The 26657-nt window shown below is 71.1% G+C and carries 17 protein-coding genes; 14 read left to right on the top strand and 3 right to left on the bottom strand.

What is annotated here, in order from left to right; genetic code table 11:
• The first annotated feature begins 32 nt into the window (after positions 1-32).
• Both glgX and malQ read left to right on the top strand, forming a co-directional pair.
• Positions 33-2180, top strand: coding sequence for a glycogen debranching protein GlgX (gene glgX, locus QTN24_RS16445; protein ID WP_313838309.1), 2148 nt, complete (start codon positions 33-35; stop codon positions 2178-2180).
• Positions 2177-4411, top strand: a complete 2235-nt coding sequence (gene malQ, locus QTN24_RS16450) for a 4-alpha-glucanotransferase (protein ID WP_313838310.1) — start codon at positions 2177-2179, stop codon at positions 4409-4411. The genes glgX and malQ overlap by 4 nt, the downstream gene beginning before the upstream one ends.
• A 13-nt stretch (positions 4412-4424) precedes the next feature.
• Here malQ and QTN24_RS16455 read toward each other — a convergent pair whose 3' ends face one another.
• Positions 4425-6296: an ATP-binding protein gene (locus QTN24_RS16455; protein ID WP_313838312.1), complete on the bottom strand. Its 1872-nt coding sequence runs from the start codon at positions 6294-6296 to the stop codon at positions 4425-4427.
• Positions 6297-6890: 594 nt separating this feature from the next.
• Between QTN24_RS16455 and QTN24_RS16460 the strand changes: the two genes are divergently transcribed.
• From QTN24_RS16460 to treY, 4 genes are all read left to right on the top strand, one after another.
• Positions 6891-9446: a glycogen/starch/alpha-glucan phosphorylase gene (locus QTN24_RS16460; RefSeq protein WP_313838520.1), complete on the top strand. Its 2556-nt coding sequence runs from the start codon at positions 6891-6893 to the stop codon at positions 9444-9446.
• A gap of 270 nt (positions 9447-9716) precedes the next feature.
• Positions 9717-11315 carry a glycogen synthase GlgA gene (glgA, locus tag QTN24_RS16465; RefSeq protein ID WP_313838314.1) on the top strand — a complete coding sequence of 533 codons (1599 nt, stop codon included), beginning with the start codon at positions 9717-9719 and terminating at the stop codon, positions 11313-11315.
• A gap of 50 nt (positions 11316-11365) precedes the next feature.
• On the top strand, positions 11366-13318 hold the full coding sequence (treZ, locus tag QTN24_RS16470; protein WP_409559040.1) for a malto-oligosyltrehalose trehalohydrolase: 1953 nt from the start codon (positions 11366-11368) through the stop codon (positions 13316-13318).
• 23 nt (positions 13319-13341) lie between these two features.
• On the top strand, positions 13342-15939 hold the full coding sequence (treY, locus tag QTN24_RS16475) for a malto-oligosyltrehalose synthase (protein WP_313838318.1): 2598 nt from the start codon (positions 13342-13344) through the stop codon (positions 15937-15939).
• A 43-nt stretch (positions 15940-15982) separates the two neighbouring features.
• On the opposite strand, the gene QTN24_RS16480 is transcribed toward treY, so the two are convergent.
• Positions 15983-16429, bottom strand: a complete 447-nt coding sequence (locus tag QTN24_RS16480; RefSeq protein WP_313838320.1) for a hypothetical protein — start codon at positions 16427-16429, stop codon at positions 15983-15985.
• Positions 16430-16744: 315 nt separating this feature from the next.
• Complete coding sequence (locus QTN24_RS16485) at positions 16745-17611, bottom strand: LysR substrate-binding domain-containing protein (protein WP_124686229.1); 867 nt, start codon at positions 17609-17611, stop codon at positions 16745-16747.
• Positions 17612-17736: 125 nt separating this feature from the next.
• Between QTN24_RS16485 and QTN24_RS16490 the strand changes: the two genes are divergently transcribed.
• The 8 genes from QTN24_RS16490 to QTN24_RS16525 all read left to right on the top strand — a co-directional run bounded on the left by QTN24_RS16490 (position 17737) and on the right by QTN24_RS16525 (position 26643).
• The gene (locus QTN24_RS16490; RefSeq protein ID WP_313838322.1) at positions 17737-18324 is read left to right on the top strand and encodes a cysteine dioxygenase family protein; all 588 of its coding nucleotides are present in this window, start codon (positions 17737-17739) and stop codon (positions 18322-18324) included.
• A 96-nt stretch (positions 18325-18420) separates the two neighbouring features.
• Positions 18421-20034: a rhodanese-like domain-containing protein gene (locus tag QTN24_RS16495; RefSeq protein ID WP_313838324.1), complete on the top strand. Its 1614-nt coding sequence runs from the start codon at positions 18421-18423 to the stop codon at positions 20032-20034.
• A gap of 54 nt (positions 20035-20088) precedes the next feature.
• Positions 20089-21093: a Bug family tripartite tricarboxylate transporter substrate binding protein gene (locus tag QTN24_RS16500; RefSeq protein ID WP_124686227.1), complete on the top strand. Its 1005-nt coding sequence runs from the start codon at positions 20089-20091 to the stop codon at positions 21091-21093.
• A gap of 51 nt (positions 21094-21144) precedes the next feature.
• On the top strand, positions 21145-22359 hold the full coding sequence (gene metC / locus QTN24_RS16505) for a cystathionine beta-lyase (protein WP_313838327.1): 1215 nt from the start codon (positions 21145-21147) through the stop codon (positions 22357-22359).
• Positions 22343-23374: a M14 family metallopeptidase gene (locus QTN24_RS16510; protein ID WP_313838329.1), complete on the top strand. Its 1032-nt coding sequence runs from the start codon at positions 22343-22345 to the stop codon at positions 23372-23374. Before metC ends, QTN24_RS16510 begins: the two co-directional genes overlap by 17 nt.
• Positions 23375-23433: 59 nt before the next feature.
• Positions 23434-24393 (top strand): tripartite tricarboxylate transporter substrate binding protein, encoded by a 960-nt coding sequence (locus tag QTN24_RS16515; protein WP_313838331.1) that lies wholly within the window; start codon positions 23434-23436, stop codon positions 24391-24393.
• A 4-nt stretch (positions 24394-24397) separates the two neighbouring features.
• The gene (locus tag QTN24_RS16520) at positions 24398-25642 is read left to right on the top strand and encodes a molybdopterin-dependent oxidoreductase (RefSeq protein WP_313838333.1); all 1245 of its coding nucleotides are present in this window, start codon (positions 24398-24400) and stop codon (positions 25640-25642) included.
• Positions 25639-26643, top strand: coding sequence for a molybdopterin dinucleotide binding domain-containing protein (locus tag QTN24_RS16525; RefSeq protein WP_313838335.1), 1005 nt, complete (start codon positions 25639-25641; stop codon positions 26641-26643). Before QTN24_RS16520 ends, QTN24_RS16525 begins: the two co-directional genes overlap by 4 nt.
• The last annotated feature ends 14 nt before the right edge of the window (positions 26644-26657 follow it).

Here is a 26657-nt window from a genome sequence, read left to right on the forward strand (position 1 = left end):
GAAGAACCAGAAGAAACGGAGGAGCAACACGCATGGCCAGCACTACCGTCGACCGCCTGCTGCCGGGCAAGCCCTATCCGCTCGGCGCGCACTGGGACGGGCTCGGTGTCAACTTCGCGGTGTTCTCCGCGAACGCCAGCCGCGTCGACCTGTGCCTGTTTTCCGCCAACGGCCGCAAGGAGGTGCAGCGCCTGCCGCTGCCCGAATGCACCGACGAGATCTGGCACGGCTACCTGCCCCACGCGCAGCCCGGCCTGCAGTACGGGCTGCGTGCGTTCGGCCCGTACGATCCCACGCGCGGCCACCGCTTCAACCCGTACAAGCTGCTGCTGGACCCGTACGCCCGCGCGCTGAGCGGGCCGGTACGCTGGTCAGACGCGTTGTTCGGCTACCGGCTCAACAGTCCGCGCGCCGACCTGACGCCCGACCGGCGCGACAGCGCGCCGACCATGCCCAAGGCCGTGGTGATCGACGAGAGCTTCAACTGGGGCGACGACCGCCCGCCCTGCGTGCCGTGGCCGACGACCTCGATCTACGAGGTGCACGTGCGCGGCGCGTCGATGCTGCGCGAGGACCTGCTGCCGCAGTATCGCGGCACGTTCGCCGCACTGGCAGACCCGCGCTTCATCGAGCACCTGCTGCAGCTTGGCGTGACATCGATCGAGTTGCTGCCGATCCACGCCTTCCTGCAGGACCGCTTCCTGATCGAGCGCGGCCTGCGCAACTACTGGGGCTACAACACGCTGTCGTTCTTCGCGCCGGAGCCGCTGTACCTGTCCGGGCGCCAGCACCACGAGGTCAAGATCGCCGTCCGCCGCCTGCACGCGGCCGGCATCGAGGTGCTGCTGGACGTGGTCTACAACCACACCTGCGAAGGCAATGAACTGGGGCCCACGGTGTCGTGGCGCGGGCTGGACAACGCCAGCTACTACCGGCTGATCCCCGGCGACGAGCGCCACTACATCAACGACACGGGCTGCGGCAACACGCTAAACCTGTCGCACCCGCGCGTGCTGCAGATGGTGATGGACTCGCTGCGCTACTGGGTGCAGACCTTCCACGTCGACGGCTTCCGCTTCGACCTGGGCAGCACGCTGGGCCGCGAGAGCAACGGCTTCGACCCCGGATCGGGCTTCTTCGACGCGATCCTGCAGGACCCGGTGCTGTCGCGCGTGAAGCTGATCTCGGAGCCGTGGGACCTGGGCCCCGGCGGCTACCAGGTGGGCAACCATCCGCCCGGCTTTGCCGAGTGGAACGACAAGTTCCGCGACAACGTGCGCCGCTTCTGGCGCGGCGACGCGGGCCAGCGCGGCGAACTGGCGGCCCGGCTGACCGGATCGGCCGACCTGTTCGACCGCCGCCACCGCAAGCCGTGGGCCAGCGTCAACTTCGTCACGGCGCACGACGGCTTCACGCTGGCCGACGTGGTCAGCTACGCGCACAAGCACAACGAGGCCAACCACGAGGACAACCGCGACGGCAACGACGACAACGCCAGCGCCAACTGGAGCCCGGACGGCGCCGTGGAAGGCCCGACCGACGACGACGCCATCCTGGAGACCCGCGGCCGCGTGGCGCGCGCAATGATGGCCACGCTGCTGCTGTCGCAGGGCACGCCGATGCTGACCGCCGGCGACGAATGGGGCCGCGGCCAGCAGGGCAACAACAACGCCTACTGCCAGGACAACGAGCTGTCGTGGCTCAACTGGGACGATGCGGCGCACCCGTCGAACGCGCCGATGCGCCGCGTGGTCAGCCGCCTGCTGGCGCTGCGCCGCCGCCTGCCCGTGCTGCGCGAGAACCGCTTCGTCCACGGCCGCTCGCAGCCGGCGCCGGGGCTGCCCGACATTGCGTGGTTCGGCCCCGACGGCAACGAGCTGAGCAGCGAGCAGTGGGCCAACCCCGAGGACCGCACGCTGGCGCTGCGGCGCGCCATGCACAGCCCCGAGGACGAGGTGGAGGCCATCCTGCTGTGCCTGAACGCCAGCGGCGAGGACGTGGTGTTCCGCATGCCCGTGCCCGGCGAGGACTGGCACCTGCTGTTCGACAGTACCGCACCCGATTTGGAGGACGAACCCGTGTCGCTCGATGACGAGGGCCGCCCCGCCTACCGGGTGCCCGCACGCGGCCTGGCCCTTCTGACGGCCGCCGTGCCCAAGGAAGAGGACATCCCACGATGAGCGAGCATGAATCGCTATGGCGCCTGGCCGAACGGGCCGGCCTGCAGGTACGCTGGCGCGACGCCTGGAACAACCCGCAGCAGCTGTCCCCCGACGCGCTGCACACGGTACTGACCGCGCTGGAGCTGCCCTGCGGCACGCAGGGCGAGTGCGAGGCGTCGCTGGCGCGGCTGGCTGCCGATGACGGCGCGATGGCGCTGCCGCCGCTGATCACGGCCGACCAGGGCCGGCCCGTGGCCGTGCCGTGGGCGCATACGGTGCCGCAGCGGCCCTATCGGCTGGAGCTGGAGGACGGCACGACCGTCGAGGGCGTGGCGCAACGCACCGGCGCCGGCACGATGGAGATCGCGCCGATCGACCAGTGGGGCTACCACCGGCTGCTGCTGGGCGACGTGGAAACCACGGTGGCGGTAGCGCCGCCGCGCTGCTTCGGCGTGGCCGACGCGCTGGCGGCGAACGGCCATGCCCACCGCACCGGCAAGCCCTGGGGCCTCGCCGTGCAGCTCTACGGGCTGCGCCGCGGCGCCGACACGGGCCTGGGCGACCTGACCACGCTGGCGCTGGCCGCCGAAGCCGCCGCGCAGGCCGGCGCGGATGCCATCGCGATCAACCCGCTGCACGCGGGCTTTGCCGCACTGCCCGAGCGCTACAGCCCGTACTCGCCGTCGAGCCGCATCGTGTTCAACCCGCTCTACGCCGACCCGGCGCGCGTGTTCGGCCAGGATGCGGTCCACCAGGCCGTGGCGGCGCTGGGCATGGGCGCCGCGCTGGCCGAGGCCGAGCGCCGCACCGAGATCGACTGGCCCGCCACGGCCGCGCTGCGGCTGCGGCTGTTCCAATGGCTCTGGCAGCACCACGACGCACTGCTGCCACCCGCGCAGAAGCAGGCGTTCGCGGCGTTCCGCGCGCGCGGCGGCAAGGCGCTGCTGGCGCACGCGACGTTCGAGGCCATCCAGGCCGAGCGGCTGGCCGCCGCCACCGACGAGGCGTCCGCGCGCGACGCCGCCGACTGGCGCCGCTGGCCCGCCACGCTGCAAAGCCCCGACGGCGCGGCCGCCGCGGCCATGGCGACGACCGGGGCGGACGCCATCGGCTACCACGCATTCCTGCAGTGGCTGGCCGCCGACGGACTGGCCGATGCGCAGCGCCGCGCGCGCGACGCGGGCATGGCCATCGGCGTGATTGCCGACCTTGCCGTGGGCACCGATCCCGGCGGCAGCCATGCCTGGGCCCGCCAGACCGAGATCCTGAACGGCTTTCATGCCGGCGCGCCGCCCGACCTCTACAACCCGCTGGGGCAGGACTGGGGCGTGGCCGTGTTTTCTCCGCGCGGGCTGCGCCGCAATGGCTACGCCGCGTTCATCGAGATGCTGCGCGCCAACCTGGCCCACGCGGGCGGGCTGCGCATCGACCACGTGCTGGGGCTGGCCCGCATGTGGCTCGTGCCGGCCGGCGCGCCGGCCAGCGCCGGGGCGTACCTGAGCTTTCCGCTCGACGACCTGCTGCGGCTGGTGGCGATCGAGTCGTGGCGCCATCGCGCGATCATCATCGGCGAGAACCTGGGCACGGTGCCCGAGACGCTGAACGACGCGCTGGAGTCGCGCGGCGTGCTTGGCATCGACGTGCTCTGGTTCGTGCGCGAGGAGGAAGAGGAAGACGGCGCCGACGGCGACAACGTCGCCGCGCCGGCCACCGAGGCGCCGGCGTCTGCCACGCCCGACCCCGCGCCGTTCCTGCCGCCCGAGGCATGGCCCGCGCTGGCCGTGGCCACCACGACCACGCACGACCTGCCGACCATCGCGGGCTGGTGGGCCGGCAACGACATCGCGTGGCGCGCGCGGCTGCACCAGCTGGGCGCCGACGAAACCGAGGCGGGGCTGCTGGACGGCCGCGCCGCCGAGCGCGCGGCGCTCTGGCAGGCGATGGTCGACGCCGGCGCGGCCCAGGGCGAGGTGCCGCCCGCCGACCGCCCGCCGGTCGACGTCCTGCTGGCCTGGCTCCATCGCGCGCCCACGCCGCTGCGGCTGGTGCCGGTGGAAGACCTGCTGGCGCTGGCCGAGCAGCCCAACCTGCCCGGCACGGTGGCGGGCCATCCGAACTGGCAGCGGCGGCTCGATGCCGACGTACGCCACCTGTTCACGCGCGCCGACGTGGCGAGGCGCGTCGCCGCCGTGCGCGATGGCGCGGCGGGGGGCGACGCCCGCGCCAACGGCGCCGATGCGGATGCGTGAGGGGGTGGCGCGGTCAGTGCCCGGCCGGATCGGCCAGCGCCTTGCAGAGCGCCTCGACGGTCAGCGGCTTGACGAGGTGCGCGTCAAAGCCGGCCGCGTCGGTGCGGCGCCGGTCGTCGGCGGAGCTGCGCCCGGTCAGCGCGAAGATGCGGCACGTGGTGCCGGCCTCGCGCAGCACCCGCAGCACGTCGTAGCCGCTCATGTCGGGCATTTCCAGGTCCAGCAGCACCACGTCGGGCGCAAAGCCGCGCACCGCTTCCACGGCCTGCAGGCCCGAGTAGACCGGCTGCGCCGCATGGCCCAGCACGGTCAGCAGTTCCGCCATGCTGTCGGCCGAATCGGCGCTGTCATCGACGATCAGGATGCGCCGGCCCGCGCAGGGCGTGGCGCTGGCGCGCGTGACACTGGCGCCGTCCATGTACACCTGCGGCAGCAGGATCGTAAACGTGCTGCCGCGCCCTTCGCCCGCGCTGCTGGCCTGGATGGCGCCGCCGTGCGCCTCCACCACGGCCCGCGCCAGCGCCAGCCCGATGCCGAGCCCGCTGCGGGCCGACTCGTCGCCCTCCTGCGCGAACAGGTTGAAGATGCGGTCCAGCGCCTCGGGCGCGATGCCGCGGCCGGTGTCGGCAATCGTCGTGATCACGTTGCCGCCTTCGGCCCGCACGCGCACGGTCACCGTGCCGCCGCGCGGCGTGTACTTGGTGGCGTTGCTGAGCAGGTTGGACAGCACCTGCTCCAGCCGCGCCGCATCGCCATTGACGAACACGGGCTCGGCCGGCAGCGACACCGCAAGCTGCTGGCTGGCGCCGTCCAGCGCGGGCCGCATGGCCTCCACGGCCGCGTTCATCACGTCGTGATACGGAATCGGCACCGGCTGCACCTTGAGCTTGCCCGAGGTGACGCGGCCCACGTCCATCAGGTCGCTCACCAGACGGGTCAGCAGCTGGAGCTGCCGGCCGATGATCTCGGCGCAGTGCCGGATGCGCTGGTCGCCGCCCGGCGTCAGCCGGATCACGTCGACGGCGTTGCGGATGGGCGCCAGCGGGTTGCGCAGTTCGTGCGCCAGGATGGCCAGGAACGACTGCACGCGGCGCCCGGCGCTCTCCAGGTCGGCCAGCCGCGCGGCGCTGGTGATGTCCTGCGCGGTCCAGAGCACGCCCGACACGCTGCCGCCGGCATCGCGCAGCAGCACCTGCCGCACGTGGCAGCGCACCAGCGAGCCGTCGTGCCGCTGCAGCCGCTGGTCGCCGGCCCACGCGCCGCTGGCACGCACGCCGTCCAGCGCGCCGGGCGTATCGCCGGACGGCACGTCGTGTTCGGAGTACAGCAGCGACAGCGGCTGGCCCACGGCCTCCTGCGCCGTGTGGCCGAACAGCGCCTGCGCGCCGGGGTTCCAGCTTCGGATCTCGCCCTCGGGGCCCAGTTCGCAGATGGCGCAGTCGTCCAGCGTATCGACGAGGTCCTGCCAGCGGGCCGCCATGCCGCGCGCGTATTCCTCGGCCGCGTACTGGACCGTGAGGTCGCGGTAGACCACGGCAAAGCCCTCGGGCGCGCCCTCGGCGGCGGGCACCGCCACGACCACGGCGCTCACGTAGAGCAGGCTGCCGTCCTGCCGCACGCGCCAGCCCTTGTCCTCAGCCCGGCCGTGCCGGCGCGCGGCGTCCAGCAGGCGCTCGGCATCGCCGGCGGCCACGGACTCGGGCGGGTGGAAGCGGGACATGGCGTGGCCGGTCACGTCGGCGGCGGCATGGCCGAGCAGGCGGCGGGCGGCGTCGGACCACGCCGAGACAAGCCCGTCCGCCGACAACGCGAAGACCGCGATGTCGTCGACCGCATCGAGCCATGCCGGCAACGGCACGCCGTCAATGCGCGTGTGCGTATCCATGGGAACGCTCCCTCATGTCTTGCTGTCGCTGCTTTTCTTGGAAGCAGTGGTTGCACCCCGGCGTCGCCGACGCAAGGGTGCCAGGCTTTCAATCATAGGCGCGAGCGCACGTACACGTGCCGGTCCTTCGCGCGAACACGCATGCAGAAACTACAACGGAACGTCTGGAATGTCAGCCAGGATTGCGCCCCGCCCCACGGACGGAGGGCGGCGGCGGATGCTTGTCGGGCAGGTTGCGCGCCGGCTGGTCGCCTTTTTCCTTGTTGTGATCGGGACTCTGGTCCGGCCGGCGGTCTGGCCGGCGCACAGGGTCATGCGGAATGTGGGTCGCCATGGCGCATCTCGGGTAGGTTGCAGGGATGGGAAGCCCCCTGCGTGCTGCAGGTTTCATACCAGCGCTGACAGCAGTGATTCTGCGTGCATCCGCCGCAAAACTTTTCTAGCCTGATCTAGCCTGAAGGATTTTCGCCCCCCTTTGATCCGCCCAGGAGTCAAGTGATGACCGAAGCATCCCGGCTGCGGCCGGCTACTGCCGATGCCACCCTGTCCACCCCGGCATCCGGCCAGGAACATGTCGACGATACGCGCACGGCCATGTCCAGCGCCACCATCCGGCACGCGTTCCTCGATCACGTGTTTTATACGCAAGGCAAGCTGCCCGGCCACGCCAGCGGCAACGACCTGTACCAGGCGCTGGCCCATACCGTGCGCGACCGGCTCGTGCAGCGCTGGATCAGCACGGCCGAGACCTACCAGAACCAGCCGTCGCGCACCGTCGCCTACCTGTCGGCCGAATTCCTGATGGGCCCGCACCTGGGCAACAACCTCGTCAACCTTGGCATCTTCGACGAGGTCCGCGCGGCGATGACCGCGCTGGACCTGGACCTCGACGACATCCTGGCCCACGAGGAAGAGCCCGGCCTGGGCAACGGCGGCCTGGGCCGGCTGGCGGCCTGCTTCATGGATTCACTGGCCACGCTGGAGATTCCCGCGCTCGGCTACGGCATCCGCTACGAGTACGGCATCTTCCACCAGAACATCATCGACGGCCAGCAGGTGGAAACCACCGATACCTGGCTGCGCCACGGCAACCCGTGGGAGATCCAGCGCTCCGAATGGGCCGTACAGGTCCGGCTGGGCGGCCATACCGAGCACTACACCGACGACCGGGGCCGCTACCGCGTGCGCTGGGTGCCCGAGAAGACCGTGGTGGGCGTGCCGTTTGACTCGCCGATCCTGGGCTACCGCGTCAACACGGTCAACACGCTGCGGCTGTGGCGCGCCGAAGCCACCGAGGCGTTCGACTTCCACACGTTCAACCGGGGCGACTACCTGGGCGCGGTCAGCAAGAAAGTGACGTCCGAGAACCTGACCAAGGTGCTCTACCCCAACGACGAGACCCAGCAGGGCAAGGAGCTGCGGCTCGAACAGCAGTATTTCTTTGTCGCCTGCTCGCTGCAGGACATGCTGCGGCTGATGGCCTCGCATGGCATTCCCGTCACACGCTTCCACGAGAAGTTCGCGGTGCAGCTCAACGACACGCACCCGGCGGTGGGCATCGCCGAACTGATGCGGCTGCTGATCGACGACCACGACCTGGCCTGGCACGACGCCTGGCACATCACGCGCAACGCATTTGCCTATACCAACCACACGCTGCTGCCCGAGGCACTGGAACAGTGGCCGCTGGAACTGTTCCGCCGCATCCTGCCGCGCCACCTGGAAATCATCTACGAGATCAACGCCCGCTTTCTGGACGAGGTGCGCATCGGCTTCTACGGCGACGAGTCGCGCGTGGCCCGGCTGTCGCTGGTCAACGAACAGGGCGGCCGTTACGTGCGGATGGCGGGGCTCGCGTGCGTGGGCAGTCACGCGATCAACGGCGTGGCCGAGCTGCATTCGCGGCTGATGCGCGAGGACGTGCTGCAGGACTTCTACGCCATGTGGCCCGAGAAATTCACCAGCATCACCAACGGCGTGACCCCGCGCCGCTGGCTGGCGCTGTCCAACCCGCGCATGACGCAGCTGGTCAGCGAGGCCATCGGAGACGGCTGGATCAAGGACCTCGACCAGCTCCGCGCGCTGGAGCCGTACGCCGACGACGCAGGCTTCCGCGAGCAATGGCAGGCCGTGCGCCGCGCCAACAAGCGCGACCTGGCCCAGCTAATCCGCGACTGCACCGGCGTGGTGGTGAACCCGGACTCGATGTTCGACGTGATGGTCAAGCGCATCCACGAGTACAAGCGCCAGCACCTGGCCGTGCTGCACATCATCGCGCTCTATCACCAGATCAAGTCCAGCCCCAACGCCGACGTGCCGCCGCGCACGTTCCTGTTCGCCGGCAAGGCGGCGCCGGGCTACCACTACGCCAAGCTGATGATCCGCTTCATCACGTCGGTGGCCGACGTGGTCAACCGCGACCCGCAGGTGCGCGACCGCCTGAAGGTGGTCTTCCTGCCCAATTTCAACGTCACGTACGGCCAGAAGATCTACCCGGCGGCAGACCTGTCCGAGCAGATCTCGCTGGCCGGCAAGGAGGCGTCCGGCACGGGCAACATGAAGTTCGCCATGAACGGGGCCATGACGATCGGCACGATGGACGGCGCCAACATCGAGCTGCGCGACGCCATCGGGGCCGACAACTTCTTCCCGTTCGGGCTCAACGCGTCGGAGGTCTACGCGCTGCGCGCCGCCGGCTATCACCCGTCCAGCTATTACGAGTCCAGCCCCGAGCTGCGCGCCGTGGTGGACCTGATCCAGCACGGCTTCTTCTCCAAGGGCGACGCGGCCGTGTTCCGGCCGCTGTTCGAGGGGCTGCTGCAGCACGACCCGTACATGCTGATGGCCGACTTTGCGTCGTACCTGCAATGCCAGCGCGAGGTATCGGGCGCCTACGCCGACCAGGACCGCTGGCAGCGGATGTCCGTGCTGTCGTCCGCCCGCTCGGGCCGTTTCTCGTCGGACCGCGCGATCCGCGAATACTGCGAACGGGTCTGGCATGTCGATCCGGTGCCGGTCTGCCTGCTGCACCGCGCCAGCGGCCACGTGCAGGTCCCGCGCCGGGGCGGGGACGGCGCCAGCGGCACCGGCGGCACGGCTGGCAACACGTCGTCCAGCGTCGCCGGCGGCTTCAGCGAGCGCTGCCAGTAGCCCGCCCGGCGGCGCAGCGCTGGAACAGCGCTTTGCAGATTCTCGGCACGCCGCCGGGCCCGCGGCAGTTTCTACAACGGCACGGGCAGCTTATACACCGCCGTTGCCACGGACGCCCGTAACCGTGGTGGCGGCGCCAGCGTGGAGGCCGATTGTTGCGCGGCACAAGAGCTGGCACAAAGTTCGCATAGCCGTTGCCCTGCGCCATGTCCTCGATGGCGCATTCCTCCAAAGCACCCGGTAACGACACCAAAAATGCGGGAGTTCTCCTTGAACGCGAATACCTTGTTTGTGGCGGCTGAAGCCCAGCCCCTGGCCAAGACCGGCGGGCTTGCCGATGTGGTGGGCGGCCTGGCGCAGGCGCTGCGACAGCGCGGCAGCGACGTCACGATCCTGATGCCCGGCTACCCCCGGGCGGTGGCCGCCGCGCGCGACGTGCGCAGCCTGGGCGCCATCCGCCTGCCGATGGCCCTGCCGCCCGGACACAGCCCGGCGCGCCTGCTCCAGGGCCTGATGCCCGACGGCGTGCGCGTGGTATTCCTGGACTGCCCGTCGCTGTACGACCGTCCCGGCTCGCTGTACGTGGATGCCACCGGCCGCGACTTCTGCGACAACGCCCAGCGCTTTGCCGCGCTGGCCCACGCCGCCACGGCCATCGCCGCCGGCGAGACGCCGCTGCCGGTGCCTAGCCTGGTCCATGCCCACGACTGGCATGCCGCGCTGACGCCACTGCTGATGCACCTGCGCGGGCTGCGCATCCCCACGGTCTGCACGATCCACAACCTGGCCTTCCAGGGCGTGTTCCCGATGGAGACGGCCGGCGCGCTGGGCCTGCCCGCCGAATGCCTGACGCCGGACGGTATCGAGTTCTGGGGCAAGATCAACTTCCTGAAGGCGGGCATCCGCTACGCGGACCGCGTGACCACGGTCAGCCACACCTATGCGCGTGAAATCCTGACGCCGCATTTCGGCCACGGGCTCGACGGGCTGCTGGCCCACCGCGCCGACGTGCTGGGCGCGATCCCGAACGGCGTCGACGTCGACGCGTGGTCGCCGCGCACCGACCGCCTGCTGCCGCAGCGCTACGACGTACGCAACATGACCGGCAAGCGCGCCTGCAAGGCCGCGCTGCAGGCCCGCCACGGGCTGCCGGTGGACCCGGACCGCCCGGTCATCGCCATGGGCAGCCGCCTGACTCATCAGAAAATGGCCGATGTGGCGCTCGACGCCATCGCGCTGACGCTGGAGACCGATGCCGACGCCCAGTTCGTGGTGCTCGGCTGCGGCGACCCGAAGCTGGAAGCGGCCTACACGGCGCTGGCGCAGCGCCATCCGGGCCGCGTCGGCGTGACCATCGGCTACCGCGAGGAAGACGCCCACCTGCTGCACGCGGGCGCCGACATCCTGCTGCACGGCAGCCGCTTCGAGCCATTCGGGCTGACGCCGGTCTACGCCATGCGCTACGGCACCGTGCCGATCGTCTCGCGCGTGGGCGGCCTGGCTGACACCGTGCGTGACGTGGGCGACGAAGCCATGCCGGCCGCGCGCGCCAACGGCATCGTTTTCGACGGCGATTCGGCCGAAGCCATGCGTGCCGCCATCGTCCGTGCACTAGGATGGTATGGCCGCCCACGCCACTGGCGCAGCCTGCAACGGACCGGCATGCAGACCGACTTCAGCTGGGAAGCGCCGGCCCGCCAGTACATGGCGATGTACGGCGCGCTGTCGCCGGCACTGGCCGACCTGCCCGTCATCGCCCCCGTGGTGGAAGAGGCGTCGGCCCGGCCCGTGCGCAGCCGCCGCCCCGTGGTGGTGGCCGAGCCGCCGGTGCTGTCGCCGGCCGACGCTGGCGCGGCATCCCCGGCATGACCGGCATCCGGCGTTCTGCATGGCGATTTGCGTGAAGGTGGCCCACCATGATGACTGCATCACCCGCTCTGCCGCCGCGCCACGGCGTGCCCCCGGCGGTACCGAACTGGCAGACGCTGGGCGCCGACACGCGCCTGCGGCCGTGCGGCGACGATAGCGACGAAGCGTACTGGTTCGGCCCGGTCCGCCTGGCCGACGGGCACGTGCGCTTTCGCCTGTGGGCGCCAGACGCCGCCGCGCAGGGCCAGACGGTACGGCTGGAAGTGGCCGGCATGGCACCGGTGCTGATGGTGGAAGGCCGCAAGGGCTGGTTCGAGGCCGTGGCGCCGTGCTGCCACGGCGCGCGTTACTGGTTCAGGCTTGACGACGGCACCATCGTGCCGGACCCCGCATCGCGGCTGCAGGCCGACGACGTGCACGGCGCCAGCGTGCTGTGCCTGCCCGAGCCCGGCGCCGCGTACCGCTGGCAGCATGCCGAATGGCGCGGCCGCCCGTGGCACGAGGCCGTGATCTACGAAATCCACGTCGGCCTGTACGGCGGCTACGCGGGCGTCACCGCCGAACTGCACCGGCTGGCCGCGCTGGGCTTCACCGCCATCGAGCTGATGCCGCTGGCCGAGTTTCCGGGCGCGCGCAACTGGGGCTACGACGGCGTGCTGCCGTTCGCGCCCGAGCGCAGCTACGGCACGCCCGACGAACTGCGCGCGCTGGTCGACACCGCGCACGGCCTGGGCATGATGGTGTTCCTGGACGTGGTCTACAACCACTTCGGGCCCGAGGGCAACTACCTGCCCACCTACGCCAGCGCCTTCTTCCGCAACGACCGGCAGACACCGTGGGGCCCGGCCATCGACTTCCGCCGCGCCGAGGTGCGCCGCTTCTTTGGCGAGAACGCGCGCTACTGGCTTGAATCGTTCCGCTTCGACGGCCTGCGGCTGGACGCCGTGCACGCCATCGACGACGAAGGCTGGCTGCCCCGGCTGGCCACCGACCTGCGCGACTGCGTGCAGGGCCGGCATATCCATCTGGTGCTGGAGAACGACCACAACGACGTGGCGCTGATCGAGGGCGGCTACGACGCGCAGTGGAACGACGACGCCCATCACGCGCTGCACGTGCTGCTGACCGGCGAGGACGACGGCTACTACCGCGAATACCAGGCCGACCTGCCCGGCAGCCAACGCACGGACACCACTGGCTCGCCGGCGCTGCACCACCTGGCGCGCGTGCTGCGCGAGGGCTTTGCGTGGCAGGGCGAGGTGTCGCCGCACCGCAGCGGCGACGAGAACGGCCCGCTGCAGGGCCGCGAGGTGCGGCGCGGGCAGCCCAGCGCGGCGCTGGCGCCCACCGCGTTCGTGATGTTCGTGCAGAACCACGACCAGACCGGCAACCGCGCGTTCGGCGACCGCCTGACCACGCTGGCCGACCCCGACGCGCTGCGCGCCGCCGTGGCGCTGCAACTGCTCTGCCCGCAGATCCCGCTCGTGTTCATGGGCGAGGAACTGGGCGCGCGCGAGCCGTTCCTGTACTTCACCGATCATCCGCCCGAACTGGCGCAGGCCGTGCGCGATGGCCGGCGCCGCGAGTTCGCGGCGTCCGCCGCGTTCCGCGACGAGACCCACGCCGCGCGCATCCCGGACCCGAATGCCGTGGAGACGTTCGACGCCTCGAAGCCGATCTGCGACAACAGCGACGGCAACTGCCGCGCGTGGAACCACTACTACGGCGAACTGCTGTCGATCCGGCGCAACGAGATCATGCCCCGGCTGCCGCACAGCCAGTCCGCCGGCGTCACCATCCTGGGCGAGCGCGCGCTGCTGGCGCGCTGGCGCATGGGCGATGGCAGCCTGCTGTCGATCTGGCTCAACCTTGGCACGGAGCCGGTGGAAGTGGACTGCGACGGCGGGCGGATGCTGCATGCCAGCCAGTCCGGCGCCATCGCGTCGCTGATGGCCGGCACGCTGCCGGGCCTGACCAGCGTCGCCTGCCTGCAATCGTCCTGACGGCCCGCCAGGGCCCCGCCTCCATGACAGACAATGTCGACCTGGACCACGCCGGCGTGCCGCGCGCCACGGCGCGGCTGCAGTTGCACGCCGGCTTTACGTTTGCCGATGCCGCCGCGCTGGTGCCCTACTACGCCGGGCTGGGCGTCAGCCACCTGTACCTGTCGCCGATCACCGCCGCGCGGCCCGGCTCCACGCACGGCTACGACGTCACCGACTTCACGCGCATCAACCCCGAACTGGGCGGCGAAGAAGGTTTCCTCGCGCTGGCCGCGCGCGCCCGCGAGGCCGGACTTGGCCTGGTGGTGGACATCGTGCCGAACCACATGGCGTCCGACGCGCTGCACAACCCGTGGTGGCGCGACGTGCTGGCGCGCGGCGAGCAGAGCGCCTTTGCGCACTATTTCGACATCGACTGGCAGCCGGCCGACCCCGACCTGCGCGGCAAGGTGCTGGTGCCGATCCTGGGCGACCCGTACTGGCAGACGCTGGAATCCGGCGCCATCGCCGTGCGGCATGGCAACGACGGCAGGCTGGCGCTGCACTACGGCGACCACGACCTGCCGCTGGCCGACGGCGAGACCGAGGTGCCGGCCGATGCCAGCGCGCTGCACGCGCTGCTGGAGCGCCAGCACTACCGGCTGGCGTGGTGGCGCACCGGCGCGGCGCAACTGAACCGGCGCCGCTTCTTCGAGATCACCGATCTCGTGGGCGTGCGCGAGGAATGCGAGGACGTGTTCGAGGCCGTGCACGCGCTGCCGTTCCGGCTCTACCGCGAAGGCTGGATCGACGGGCTGCGCATCGACCACGTCGATGGGCTGGCCGACCCGGCCGGCTACTGCCGCCGCGTGCGCGAGCGGCTGGACGCGCTGCGCCCCGGCCGGCCCGGCGAGCTGGCGCGCATGCACCCGTGGCTGGTCATCGAGAAGATCCTGGGCGAAACGGAGCCGCTGCCGCGCGACTGGAACGTCGACGGCACCACCGGCTACGACTTCATGGACGAGGTGGGCGCCGTGCTGCACGACCTGCACGGCGAGGCGCCGCTTTGCATGCTCTGGATGCAGATCAGCGGCGACGCGCGGCCGTTCTCTGACTACGTGCGCGCCGGCCGGCACCGCGTGCTGGCCCGCCACCTGATTGCCGAAGCCGATGGCGTCTGCGCCCGGCTGCACGCGCGGGCGCGCCAGGACCCCGCCACGCGCGACCTGACGCCGCACGCGCTGCGCCACGCGCTGACCGCGTTCATGACCGCGATTCCGGTCTATCGCAGCTACTACACGGCGGCCGGCGCCGCGCCGCGCGACACCGCGTTCGACGACGCGATGGTCACGGCCGCCGCCGCCGACGCGCGCCGCCATCTGGCGCCCGACGAGGCGGCCGCGCTCGATTTCATCGTCGCCTGCCTGCGCGTGGACGACCCCATCGACAGCGATCCGGGCCGGCTGCGCACAAAGCTCCAGCAACTGATGCCGGCGCTGGCCGCCAAGTCGACCGAGGACACGGCGTTCTACCGCTACGGCCGCCTGCTGTCGCGCAACGAGGTGGGCAGCGACCCCGGCACGCTGGCGATGGCGCCCGAGCGCTTTCATGAACGGATGCAGGCGCGCGCCGCCGACTGGCCGCACGCGATGCTGGCCGTGGCCACGCACGACCACAAGCGCGGCGAGGACGCCCGCATGCGGCTGGCCGTGCTCAGCGAGCGGGCCGACGAATGGGCCGAGGCCGTGGCAGGCTGGGAAGCGCGGCTGGCGCCACTGCTGAGCGCCTCGCCCACCGGACCGGACGGCGTGGACCGCATGATGCTGTACCAGACGCTGGTTGGCGCGTGGCCGGCCGATCCGCGTGAACTCGCCGCCGATGACGCCCAGCGCGCGTTCATCGACCGCGTCCTGGCGTGGCAGCAGAAGGCCATCCGCGAAGCCAAGCGCCATGGCAGCTGGACCCATCCCGATACGGCCTACGAGGACGCCTGCGAGGCGTTTCTGCCGGCCATGGCCAGCGGCGGGCCCGACAGCGTGCTGGAGAGCATCGGCGCCTTTGCGGGCCGCATCGGCACCGCCGCCGCGCTGAACAGCCTGGCGCAGACGCTGCTGCAACTGACCGCGCCCGGCGTGCCGGACCGCTACCAGGGCAACGAGACCTGGGACTTCAGCCTGGTCGACCCGGACAACCGCCGCGCGCCCGACTATGCGCGGCTGCAATCGCAGCTTGAATGCCGGGGCGGCTGGCCGCACTGGCTGGCGCACTGGCGCGATGGCCGCATCAAGCAGCAACTGATCCGCAGCGTGCTGGCGTTCCGGCGCGACCACGCTGCGGTGTTCGCGCAGGGCAGCTATCGCCCGGTGCCGGCCAGCGGCGAGCGGGCGGGAAACGTGCTGGCGTTCACGCGCCAGTTCGGCAATACCGAGGTGATGGTGGCCGTGACGCGGCTGGCGGCGCGGCTTGTCGATCCGGCGCAGCCGCACGTGCCGCCGCACTGCTGGCAGGACACGGGCCTGCGCGCGGCCGATGCCAACTGGACCGACGCGCTGACCGGCCACGCCGTGGCCAACCACGCCGGCTGGCTGCGCGCCAAGGACGTGTTCGCGACGCTGCCGGTGGCGCTGCTGGTCCGCGGCTGACCGGCTACGCCGCGCGGTCCGGGCAACACCTGGCCTGGCGCGTTCAGTGCAGCCGGTGCGCGTCGAGGTCCAGCGCCTTCTCGGCCGCGTCGCCGGTCAGGCCGCGATAGTAGAGGTGCACGCCGATGGCCAGCGAGTCGTGGCGGATCTCGTGCAGCGCGCGCCATGCCTGCACGGCGTCGGTGAAGACCAGGTAATGGGCCTCGCGCGCGACCAGCGTCGCCACGTCATGCAGCCCGTGGTTGTGCAGCGCGCCGACCAGATGGTCCAGGCTGCGGTGCGTGCGGGCGTCGGTGCGCGGGTAGAGCATGTGCAGCACCGCCACGGGCGCCGCCGCTGCGACGGCCGTGGCCGACGGAGCCGCCGTGAAGGCCGCCACGATGTCCTGGTGGTGGATCGCCGTGACCGTGGGGCCGGCCGGGATGCGGGCGGACGTGAGTCCGGTTTGTGCCTGGGCGGCCTGGGCCGCTGCGCGGGTCGTGTTGTTCATGTCAGCACCTCCTGGTCAAATCTGAACGACTGTGGTGCAAAGATAGGGCATGGATGACGCGGCGCAATATGCATTTGGCGCAACAGTGAATTCCACCGTCTTCCGCAGAACGGAACGGCTGGCAGCCTGTCCATGCAACCCGAATCTTTCCGGGCACTTTCAACCGGCTTTCGGCTGGCTTTCACCGCCGGCGTGGCAAGCCATCCGCCGGGCCGCCGCACATATCGTTACGCGATCTTCTTCGTTGGCGGCGCAGGGCCGGCCGCCTACGATCCTGCTTTTCCGCCGCCGCGCAGACGCCGGCCGGGCCGCGCATCAGGCGCTGGCCAGGCCGCGCTGCAAGGCCGTTTTGAGCATCGAGAAGACATGTCGCGCCACAGGATTGACCGCGTTGGGACGCGCCCAGAGGTAGTAGGTGACATCGGGCAGGCGCGGCAGGCCGTCGGCCTCGCCCAGGATGCGCATGTCCGCCTGGAGCAGGTCGATGCTGCGCGCCGTGATGCCCAGCCCGCCGCGCAGGGCCGCCTTGATGCCGATCAGGCTCGGCGCCAGGTAGGCGATGCGCCACGGCACGCCGGCCTGCGTCAGCGCCTCCAGCGACAGCTTGCGGAACAGGCTCGGCTCGTCGGCCAGGATCAGCGGCACGGGCGTGCCGCGCTCGTAGACGAAATCCGCCGCGCAGACCCAGATCGTCGGCGTGGTGCGCAGCGCGATGCCATCGAGCGTCGCGTCCTCGCGCGTGGACACGGTCAGGTCGATCTCGCCGCGCCGGAGCTGCTCCATCAGGAACGGGCTGCGCCCCACGTGGATCTCCAGCCGCAGCGCCGGCGACGACCGCGCGATATGCGACAGCAGCACCGGCAGCATGGTGTCGGCCACGTCGTGCGGCGCGCCGATGCGCAGCGAACCGGTCAGGTCCCCTTCGCGCAGCACGCGCAGCGCCTCGTCGTTAGTCGTCAGCAACTGCCGGGCGTATTCCAGCAGCTTCTTGCCGTGGCGCGTGAACTGCTTGCCGCGCCCCTGCCGCTCGAACAACGCCAGCCCGAGTTGCTCTTCCAGCCGCTGCATCTGCTGGGTGACGGCCGACTGGGTGCGCTGGACGGCCGCCGCCGCCGCGCCAAAGGTCTCATGGTCCGCAATGGCCACCAGCGTGCGGAGCAGGTCGAGGTCGAGGTTACGCATTCATTAGCCGTGCTAATGGGTTTTCGTCGCGCATTAAGTGGTTTTCAGGACAGGTGTTCATTACAGTGAAACACGAAGCACCGTTCTACCCCCGAAAAACAGAGATTGCAAGGATAGACCGCACCATGTCCATCGCAGAACAGCGTCAGTCGGCCGTCGGCGAAACGATCGAATCCATTAGAAACATCGTAGACAACGGCGGCGTGACCCGCGCCAGCCTGGCCCGGGTGCTGACCCTGGTGGAAGACCTGGCCGCCCGCACCGATTTCTGGAGCGAGGCCGACTACCCGCCGCCCGAGGCCCACGAGCGCCAGGCGCGCTACCTGATCGCCGAGGATCCGGACCAGACCTACGCGCTCTACCTGAACGTGATGCGGCCGGGCAAGCGCATCCCGCCGCACAACCACACCACCTGGGCCTGCGTGGCGGGCGTGAGCGGCGTGGAGTTCAACGACGTCTACACCCGCACCGACGATGGCAGCCAGCCCGGCGTGGGCACGCTTGCGCACGAGCGGACCGTGGAAGTGGGCCCGCGCCATGGCATCGCGCTGCTGCCCGACGACATCCATTCGGTCGAGATCCGGGGCGACGACGTCATCCGCCACCTGCACATGTACGGCCGCTCGCTCGAAACGCTGACCGAACGGCTGTCGTTCGACCTTGAGACCGGCCGCTGCCAGGTCATGAACGTGGGCGTGCAGACCCGCCGCTAGACATAGCCTGACGGGGCCGCCGCGCCCCGACTCCCGAGAATCCCGCCGCCACTTCGCGCCCCGCGCGCGAGGACGGCCCCCTTTTGCCCAAAATTCATGACCCAGGCCATCTATCGACCCGTCGACGCCCCCACGCTCAAGGGCTGGCTGCACGACCCCGACGAAATCGCGCTGTTCGACGTCCGCGAGCACGGCCAGTATGGCGAGGGCCATCCGTTCTACGCCGTGCCGCTGCCGTACAGCCGGCTGGAGCTGGACGTGGGCCGTCTGGCGCCCCGCACCGATGCCCGCATCGTGCTGGCCGACGACGGCGACGGCGTGGCCGCGCGTGCCGCCGCCGCGCTGGCCCGGCTGGGCTACCGCAACCTGCACGTGCTCGACGGCGGCATGCCGGCCTGGCAGGCGGCCGGCTACACGCTGTTCGCGGGCGTGAACGTGCCGTCGAAGACGTTTGGCGAACTGGCCGAGCACCACTACCACACGCCGCGCGTGTCGGCGCAGGAGCTGGCGGCCATGCGTGCCGGCGCGCAGCCGCCCGTGGTGCTGGACGGCCGCCCCGCCAGCGAATTCCGCAAGATGAACATCCCCGGCGCCATCTGCTGCCCGAACGGCGAGCTGGCCTACCGGCTGCGCGATCTGGTGCCGGACACCACCACGCCGGTCGTCATCAACTGCGCCGGCCGCACGCGCAGCATCATCGGCGCCCAGTCGCTGATCAACTTCGGCGTGCCCAACCCGGTCTACGCGCTGGAAAACGGCACCCAGGGCTGGTACCTGAACGATTTCGTGCTCGAACACGGCGGCACGGCGCGCTACCCGGACACCGGCACGCCCGCTGGCGCCGATGCGGCCCGCACGGCCGCCCGGGCCCTGGCCGACCGCTTTGGCGTGCCGATGATCGCGCCCGAACAGGCCATCGGCTGGCTGGCCGACGCCACACGCACGACGTTCCTGTGCGACGTCCGCACGGCCGAGGAATACGCCGCGCGCACGCTGCCCGGCGCCCAGCACACGCCGGGGGGCCAGTTGATGCAGGCCACCGACCAGTACGTCGGCGTGCGCCGCGCCCGGCTGGTGCTGTTCGATGCCGACGCGGTGCGCGCGCCGGTCGTCGCCAGCTGGCTGCGCCAGATGGGCCATGACGCCGTGGTGCTGGACGGCGGGCTCGACGCCGGCCTGGCCGCGGGCGTGCGCGCGCCGCACGGCCCGGCGCCCGAAGTCACCGCGCTGCCGACCGTGACCAGTGCGCAACTGTCGGCCGGCATGGCGGCGCAGGCGATGCTGGCGCTCGATCTGCGCGGCAGCATGGCCTATCGCGCCGGCCACGTCGACGGCGCGCGCTGGTCCACGCGGGCGCGGCTTGCGCAGGACCTGCACGGCGTGCCGCACGACACCACGCTCGTGCTGGTGGGCGATGCCGATGCCGACGATCCGGCCGACCTGGCCACCGCCGACCTGCTGGCGCTGGGCTACCGCGACGTGCGCCGGCTGCAGGGCGGCCTGGGCGCGTGGCGCGCCGCCGGCCTGCCCGTGCGGCACGGCGCCGACACGCTGCCCGACGCGCGCTGCATCGACTACCTGTTCTTCGTCCACGACCGGCACGACGGCAACAAGGCCGCCGCGCGCCAGTACCTGGCGTGGGAAACGGGCCTGATCGCCCAGCTCGACGCCCAAGAGCTGGCGACGTTCCGCTTCCCGCCCGCTGCCTGACCGCCATCAGAACCTGACCCCCACCACCTGCCCAACGCATAACGAGGTCGCCCCATGTCCCGTCCGATCACCCGCCGTCTGTCGCAGTACCTGGTTGCCGCCTGCACCGTCACGCTCTGCGCCGCCGCGCTGGCGCAGCAGCCGCTGGCGCCCGTCAACGGATTTCCGGCGCAGCCGCTGCGCATCGTGTCGCCGTTCCCGGCAGGCGGCGGCAACGACGCCGTGACGCGCGTGGTGGCCACGCGGCTGTCGCAGGTGCTGGGCCAGAGCGCGGTGACCGACAACCGCGGCGGCGCCGGCGGCAACATCGGCACGCGCTACGTGGCCGAGGCCAAGCCCGACGGCTACACCGTGCTGACCTCGCAGGTGTCGATCATGGCCGTCAACCCGACGCTCTACCGCGCGCCGGGCTTCGACCCGGTCAAGCAGTTCATCCCGGTCACGCAGATCAACGCCGCGCCGCTGGCCATCGTGGTGTCGGCCAACGCGCCGTGGAAGACGTTCGAGGAACTGGCCACGCAGGCCAGGGCGCAGCCGAACAAGATCACGTTCGCCACGCCGGGCAATGGCACGCTGTCGCACCTGGTGGGCGTGGTGCTGGACAAGGACAGCAGCGTGTCGCTGCAGCACGTGCCGTACAAGGGCGCGGGCCCGGCCATCAACGACCTGCTCGGCGGACAGGTGGATGTGCTGATCACGTCGACGTCGTCGGTGGCCAGCTTCATCCAGGCCGGCCGCATGCGTGCGCTGGCCGTCACCAGCCCGCGCCGGCTAGGGGTATTCGCCAAGGTGCCCACGCTTGAGGAAATGGGCTACCGCAATGCACGCTTCGAGGACTGGTACGGCTTCTTCGTGCCGGCCGGCACGTCGCCCGAACGCGTGGCGCTGCTGAACCGCGCCATCGTGCAGGTGCTGCAGATGCCCGACGTGGTCAAGACCATCAACGACGGCGGCAGCGACGTGGTGGCCAACACGCCCGAGGCATTCGCCGCGCAGCTCAGGCAGGACATCGCGCGGTGGTCGCAGATCGTGCGGCTGTCCGGCGCGCATGTCGACTAGGCACGCGCCTTGCAAAACCCCACACACCTTCCGCCAACCCACAGGCAAGCCATGACCAAAGCGCTCTCCACCCGCCTGGCCCACGCCGGACGCACCGCCAGCGTGCCCGGCGGCCAGCCGGTGAACCCGCCCGTGGTGCGGGCCAGCACCGTCCTGTTCGAATCGGTCGCCCAGCGGCGCGAGATGCGCGCGCGGCGCGACACCGAGCGCCTGTTCACCTACGGCGCGCGCGGCAATCCCACCAACTTCGCGCTCGAAGACATGGTGACGATGCTGGAAGGCGGCCACCGCACGCGGCTGTTCCCGTCCGGGCTTGCCGCGGCGGCGATGACGATCCTGGCCTACGTGCGCCCCGGCCAGCACGTGCTGCTGCCCGACTGCGTCTACGAGCCCGTGCGCAACCTGGCCAACGGCTTCCTGCGCCAGCACGGCATCGGCGCCGACTTCTACGCCGCCGACGGCACGGACCTGGACGCGAAGCTGCGGCCCGAGACGCGGCTGGTCTACGTGGAGGCGCCGGGATCGCTCGTCTACGAGTTGTGCGACCTGCCCGCGCTGGCCGCCCGCGCCCACGCGCACGGCGCACTGGTGGCGGCGGACAACACGTGGGGCTCCGGCCTGCTGTACCGGCCGCTGGCGCTGGGCGCCGATATCTCGCTGATGGCCGCCACCAAGTACCTGGGCGGCCATTCGGACGTGATGATGGGCACGGTCTGCACCACCGAGGCCGCGTGGCAGCCGCTGGCGGCCATGGCCGACGCCTTCGGCATGACCGTGAGCCCCGACGACGCCTACCTGGTGCAGCGCGGCATCCGCTCGCTGGGCGCGCGGCTGGCGCAGCATCAGGCCGGCGCGCTCGACGTGGCGCGCTGGCTGCTGGACCGGCCCGAGGTAGCGCAGGTCTTCTGCCCCGCGCTGCCGCACGATCCGGGCCACGCGCTGTGGCGGCGCGACTGCCACGGCACCAACGGCCTGCTTTCGTTCACGCTGCGCTCGCCGGCCCCGGTGGCGCCCGAGCGTTTCGTCGACAGCCTGCAACTCTTCGGCATCGGCGCGTCGTGGGGCGGCTTTGAAAGCCTGGCCGTACTGGCCGACATGCGCCGCGCGCGCAGCGTCACGGACTGGGCCGCCCACGGCACCGTGATCCGGCTCCACATCGGGCTCGAAGCGGTGCCCGACCTGCTGGCCGACCTGGACCAGGCGTTCGCCGCCATCGCCACGCTCGAACCCTCCAACAAGGACACTTCCCATGCCTATCATCGGTGACTGGCTGCGCCAGCAATCGGGCCCGGCCCGCACCAGCGGCCAGCTACCGGTCGGCTCCATGGCCTCGGGCATGGCCGTCACGCTGCCGTACGTGGCGGTGCGCGGCGCCCACCCCGGCCGCACACTCTGGCTGCACGGCCAGGTGCACGGCGACGAGATCAACGGCATGGTGGCGGCGCTGCGCTTTGCCCGCGGCCTGGACCCGGCCACGATGCGCGGCAACGTGGTGGTCACGCCCACCGGCAACCCGCAGGCGCTGGACGCGCGCCGCAAGCGCAATCCGTACGACGAACTCGACCTCGACCAGACCTATCCCGGCAACGCGGGCGGCCTGGTATCGGAACGGCTGGCCCACGCACTGATCGCCGAAGTGCGCGGCGTGGCCGACGTGCTGATCAACCTGCACACGATGAACCCGCTGTTCGATGCCCGGCCCTACACGGTCTACAAGGTGCATCCGGACAGCCCCGTCACCGAGGCCGATGTGCTGGCGGCCATGGCGCCATTCCATCCGCACGTGGCCTGCCAGCAGGACGTGGGCGGCAAGGGCGAGCTGCCCGGCAACATCGCCGGCGCGCTCGACTACCAGTGCCTGGCCGCCGGCGTCTGCGCGTTCATGCTCGAACTGGGTAGCGGCAGCCGCTTCGAGCCCGACAACATCGCCGTGGCCGAAACCGGCTTCCAGACGCTGGCCGTGCAGATGGGCATCCTGTCCGGCCCGCCGGCGCAGCCAGCCGCCACGTCGCTGCGGCGCGTGAGGCGGCGCGGATGGATCACCGCAGACGAAGGCGGCCTGTTCATCCCCGGCGCCCGCGCCGGCGACCTGCTGCGCGAAGGCCAGTCGATCGGCGACACGCTGAAGCTCGACGCATCGCTCACGCCCGTCAGGGCGTTCCCGCGCGACGGCGTGCTGATCGGCCTGCGCAGCGACCCCGTGGTCCACACCGGCGAACGGCTCGCGTTCGTGGCGTGGGAGTGGGACCAGGTGTCGCTGTCGTCCGGCGCCGTCGCATGACGGACGGCCGGCATCGCAACCTCTTACCCAGTTTCACGCAAGATCTTCGGAGCCTCACCATGCTTCCCCGCCACACCCTCCTCCTGGCCCTCGCCCTGCTTTCCCCGCTGGCCCACGCCGCCTGGCCCGACCCGGCCAAGCCGATCCGCGTGGTCGTGGGCTTTCCGCCCGGCGGCGGCGCCGATGCGCTGGCGCGGGCCATCGCCCCGGCGCTGTCGGATCAGCTCAAGGCCAACGTGATCATCGACAACCGGCCCGGCGCCGGCGGGCTGATCGCCACCGAGATGGTGGCCAAGTCCGCGCCGGACGGCTACACGCTCTACATCGCCACGCCGGGGTCGTTCACGATCTGGCCCAACCTGCGCAAGCTCAACTACGACCCGCAGAAAGACTTCGCGCCAGTGAGCGTGCTGGTGACCATGCCCAACGTGCTGGTCACCGGCGCCGACACGCCGTACAAGGACGTGCAGGGCATGCTGGCCGCCGTGCGCAGCGCCAACGGCCGGTTCTCGTACGCGTCCGGCGGCAACGGCACCATCGGCCAGATCGCCGCCGAGCAGTTCAAGATGCTGGCCCACGTGCAGATGCAGCACGTGCCCTACAAGGGCACCACGCCGGCGCTGACAGACGTGATGGGCGGCGTGGTGCCGATCACGTTCTCGGACCCATCGGCCAAGCCGCTGATTGCTTCCGGCAAGCTGCGAGCGCTGGCCGTGACCACGGCCACGCGGTCGGCCCAGTTCCCGGGCGTGCCGACCGTGGCGGAAGCCGGCGTGCCCGGCTACGAGGTCACCAACTGGTACGGGCTGGTGGCGCCGGCCGGCACGCCCGCCGACGTGGTTGCCACGCTGAACAAGGCGCTGGTCAAGGTCATGGCCGATCCGGACATCCGCCAGCGGCTGGCGGTATCGGGCATGGATGCCACGTCGGACACGCCGCAGCAGTTCGCGCGGCTGCTGGCCACCGAGCGCACCAAGTGGGGCGACCTGATCCGCAAGGCCGGCATCCAGGGCGACTGATACCGTGACCGTCCGCCGCTATCCGCAACTGGCCCACTGGGGCGCCTTCACCGCCGTGGTCGAGGACGGCCGGCTGATCGCTTGCGAGCCGTTTGCCACCGACCCCGATCCGTCGCCGCTGCTCGACGCCATCGTACCGATGGTCTACTCGCCCACGCGCATCCGCGCGCCGATGGTGCGGCGCGGCTGGCTGGCGCGGCGCGAGTCCAGCGACGGCCACGCGCGCGGCCGCGACGATTTCGTGGAAGTGTCCTGGGACGACGCGCTCGACCTCGTCGCCGGCGAGATCGCCCGCGTGCGCGGCACGTACGGGCCGTCGGGCGTGTTCGGCGGATCGTACGGCTGGTCGTCGGCGGGACGGCTGCACCACGCGCGCTCCTTGATCCGCCGCTTCCACTTCATCGGCGGCGGCTGCGTCGACCAGGTCGGCAACTACAGCTGGGGCACGGCGCAGTTCCTGCTGCCGCACGTGATTGGCACCTACCAGCCGCTGACCGGCCGTGTGACCGCATGGCCGAGCCTGATCGCCCATACCGAGGTGTTCCTGGCCTTTGGCGGGCTGGCGCTCAAGAACGGGCAGGTATCGTCCGGCGGCGCGGCCGAGCATACGCAGGCGCAATGGCTGCGCAAGCTGGCCGCCAGCGGCGCCACGGTCATCAACGTCAGCCCCACGCGCGACGACTGCCCGGACTTCCTGGGCGCCGAATGGGTCCCGATCCGCCCGAACACCGACGTGGCGCTGATGCTGGCGCTGGCCTACGCGCTGCGCCGCGCCGACGCGCACGACGCGGCGTTCCTGCAGTCGCATTGCAGCGGCTGGGCCGAGCTGGAAGCCTACCTGCTGGGCAATAGCGACGGCACGCCCAAGACGCCGGCGTGGGCGGCCGCCATCACTGGCATCCCGGCCGCGCGCATCGAACGGCTGGCCGCGCAACTGGCCGGCCGGCGCAGCTACATCACGTGCAGCTTCGCCGTGCAGCGCCAGCATCGCGGCGAGCAGCCCTACTGGATGGCGATTGCGCTGGCGGCCATGCTCGGGCAGATCGGGCTGCCCGGCGGCGGGTTCGGCTTCGGCCATGGGTCGATGAACGGTGTGGGCAATCCGCGCGTGGCCACGCCAGGGCCCGAGATGCCGGTGGGCCGCAATCCGGCGGACCTGGACATCCCGTGCGCGCGGCTTGCCGACATGCTGCTGCATCCCGGCACGCCGTACCGCTTCCAGGGCGAGACGCGCCACTATCCGACGTGAAGCTCGTGCACTGGGCCGGCGGCAACCCGTTTCATCACCACCAGCAGCTCGCGCGGCTGCGTCAGGCGTGGGCGCGGCCGCAGACGGTGATCGTGCAGGACATCGTCTGGACGGCCACCGCGCGCCACGCCGACATCGTGCTGCCCGTGACCACGGCGCTGGAACGCAACGATATCGGCGGCTCGTCGCGCGACCGCTACGTGCTGGCGATGCACCGCGCCATCGCGCCGCTGCACCAGGCGCGCAGCGATCTCGACATCTTCACGGCACTGGCCGAACGGCTGGGCTACCGCGACGCATTCACCGAGCGCCGCGACGAGCCCGGCTGGATCGAGGCCATCTACGCCCGCTGCCGCGAGGCACAGGCGCGCGCCGGCATCGACCTGCCCGACTTCGACACGTTCTGGCGCGCGGGCCATGTCGCCCTGCCGCCGCCGGCCGAGGACTTCGTGCTGTTCGACGATTTCCGCCGCGACCCGCTGGCCCATCCGCTGCGCACGCCGAGCGGCCGCATCGAGCTGTCCAGCGCCACGCTGGGGCGGCTGTCCGACGACTGCGGCACCCATCCGAACTGGCAGCCGCCAGCCGAATGGCTGGGCGCACCCGAGGCGCAGCGCCATCCTTTGCATCTGGTCTCGGTGCAGCCGGCCGACCGCCTGCACAGCCAGCTCGACGCGGCACCGCTGGCCCAGTCGAACAAGGTAGCCGGCGCGGAACGCATCACGCTGCACCCCGCCGACGCCGCCGCGCGCGGCCTGACGCCCGGCATGCGCGTACGCGTCCACAACACCCGCGGCGCCATCGCCGCCGGCCTGGCTGTCAGCGACGGCATCACGCGCGGCGTGGCCATGATCGCCACCGGGGCGTGGTACAACCCGGACGCCGACGGCCTGGACCGCGCCGGCGCCGCCAACACGCTGACGCTCGACATCGGCACGTCGGACCTGACGCAAGGACCGAACGCGATGAGCTGCCTGGTGGAGGTATCGGAGGAGGGATAAGGTGGGGCTGATCG

Source organism: Cupriavidus sp. SZY C1, from assembly GCF_032190535.1.
GTDB classification, from domain to species: domain Bacteria; phylum Pseudomonadota; class Gammaproteobacteria; order Burkholderiales; family Burkholderiaceae; genus Cupriavidus; species Cupriavidus pauculus_C.

Coding starts and splice junctions, on each gene's coding strand:
- glgX (WP_313838309.1), top strand. CDS start 33: ATGGCCAGCACTACCGTCGACCGCCTGCTGCCGGGCAAGCCCTATCCG.
- malQ (WP_313838310.1), top strand. CDS start 2,177: ATGAGCGAGCATGAATCGCTATGGCGCCTGGCCGAACGGGCCGGCCTG.
- QTN24_RS16455 (WP_313838312.1), bottom strand. CDS start 6,296: ATGGATACGCACACGCGCATTGACGGCGTGCCGTTGCCGGCATGGCTC.
- QTN24_RS16460 (WP_313838520.1), top strand. CDS start 6,891: ATGTCCAGCGCCACCATCCGGCACGCGTTCCTCGATCACGTGTTTTAT.
- treZ (WP_409559040.1), top strand. CDS start 11,366: ATGACTGCATCACCCGCTCTGCCGCCGCGCCACGGCGTGCCCCCGGCG.
- treY (WP_313838318.1), top strand. CDS start 13,342: ATGACAGACAATGTCGACCTGGACCACGCCGGCGTGCCGCGCGCCACG.
- QTN24_RS16480 (WP_313838320.1), bottom strand. CDS start 16,429: ATGAACAACACGACCCGCGCAGCGGCCCAGGCCGCCCAGGCACAAACC.
- QTN24_RS16485 (WP_124686229.1), bottom strand. CDS start 17,611: ATGCGTAACCTCGACCTCGACCTGCTCCGCACGCTGGTGGCCATTGCG.
- QTN24_RS16490 (WP_313838322.1), top strand. CDS start 17,737: ATGTCCATCGCAGAACAGCGTCAGTCGGCCGTCGGCGAAACGATCGAA.
- QTN24_RS16495 (WP_313838324.1), top strand. CDS start 18,421: ATGACCCAGGCCATCTATCGACCCGTCGACGCCCCCACGCTCAAGGGC.
- QTN24_RS16500 (WP_124686227.1), top strand. CDS start 20,089: ATGTCCCGTCCGATCACCCGCCGTCTGTCGCAGTACCTGGTTGCCGCC.
- metC (WP_313838327.1), top strand. CDS start 21,145: ATGACCAAAGCGCTCTCCACCCGCCTGGCCCACGCCGGACGCACCGCC.
- QTN24_RS16510 (WP_313838329.1), top strand. CDS start 22,343: ATGCCTATCATCGGTGACTGGCTGCGCCAGCAATCGGGCCCGGCCCGC.
- QTN24_RS16515 (WP_313838331.1), top strand. CDS start 23,434: ATGCTTCCCCGCCACACCCTCCTCCTGGCCCTCGCCCTGCTTTCCCCG.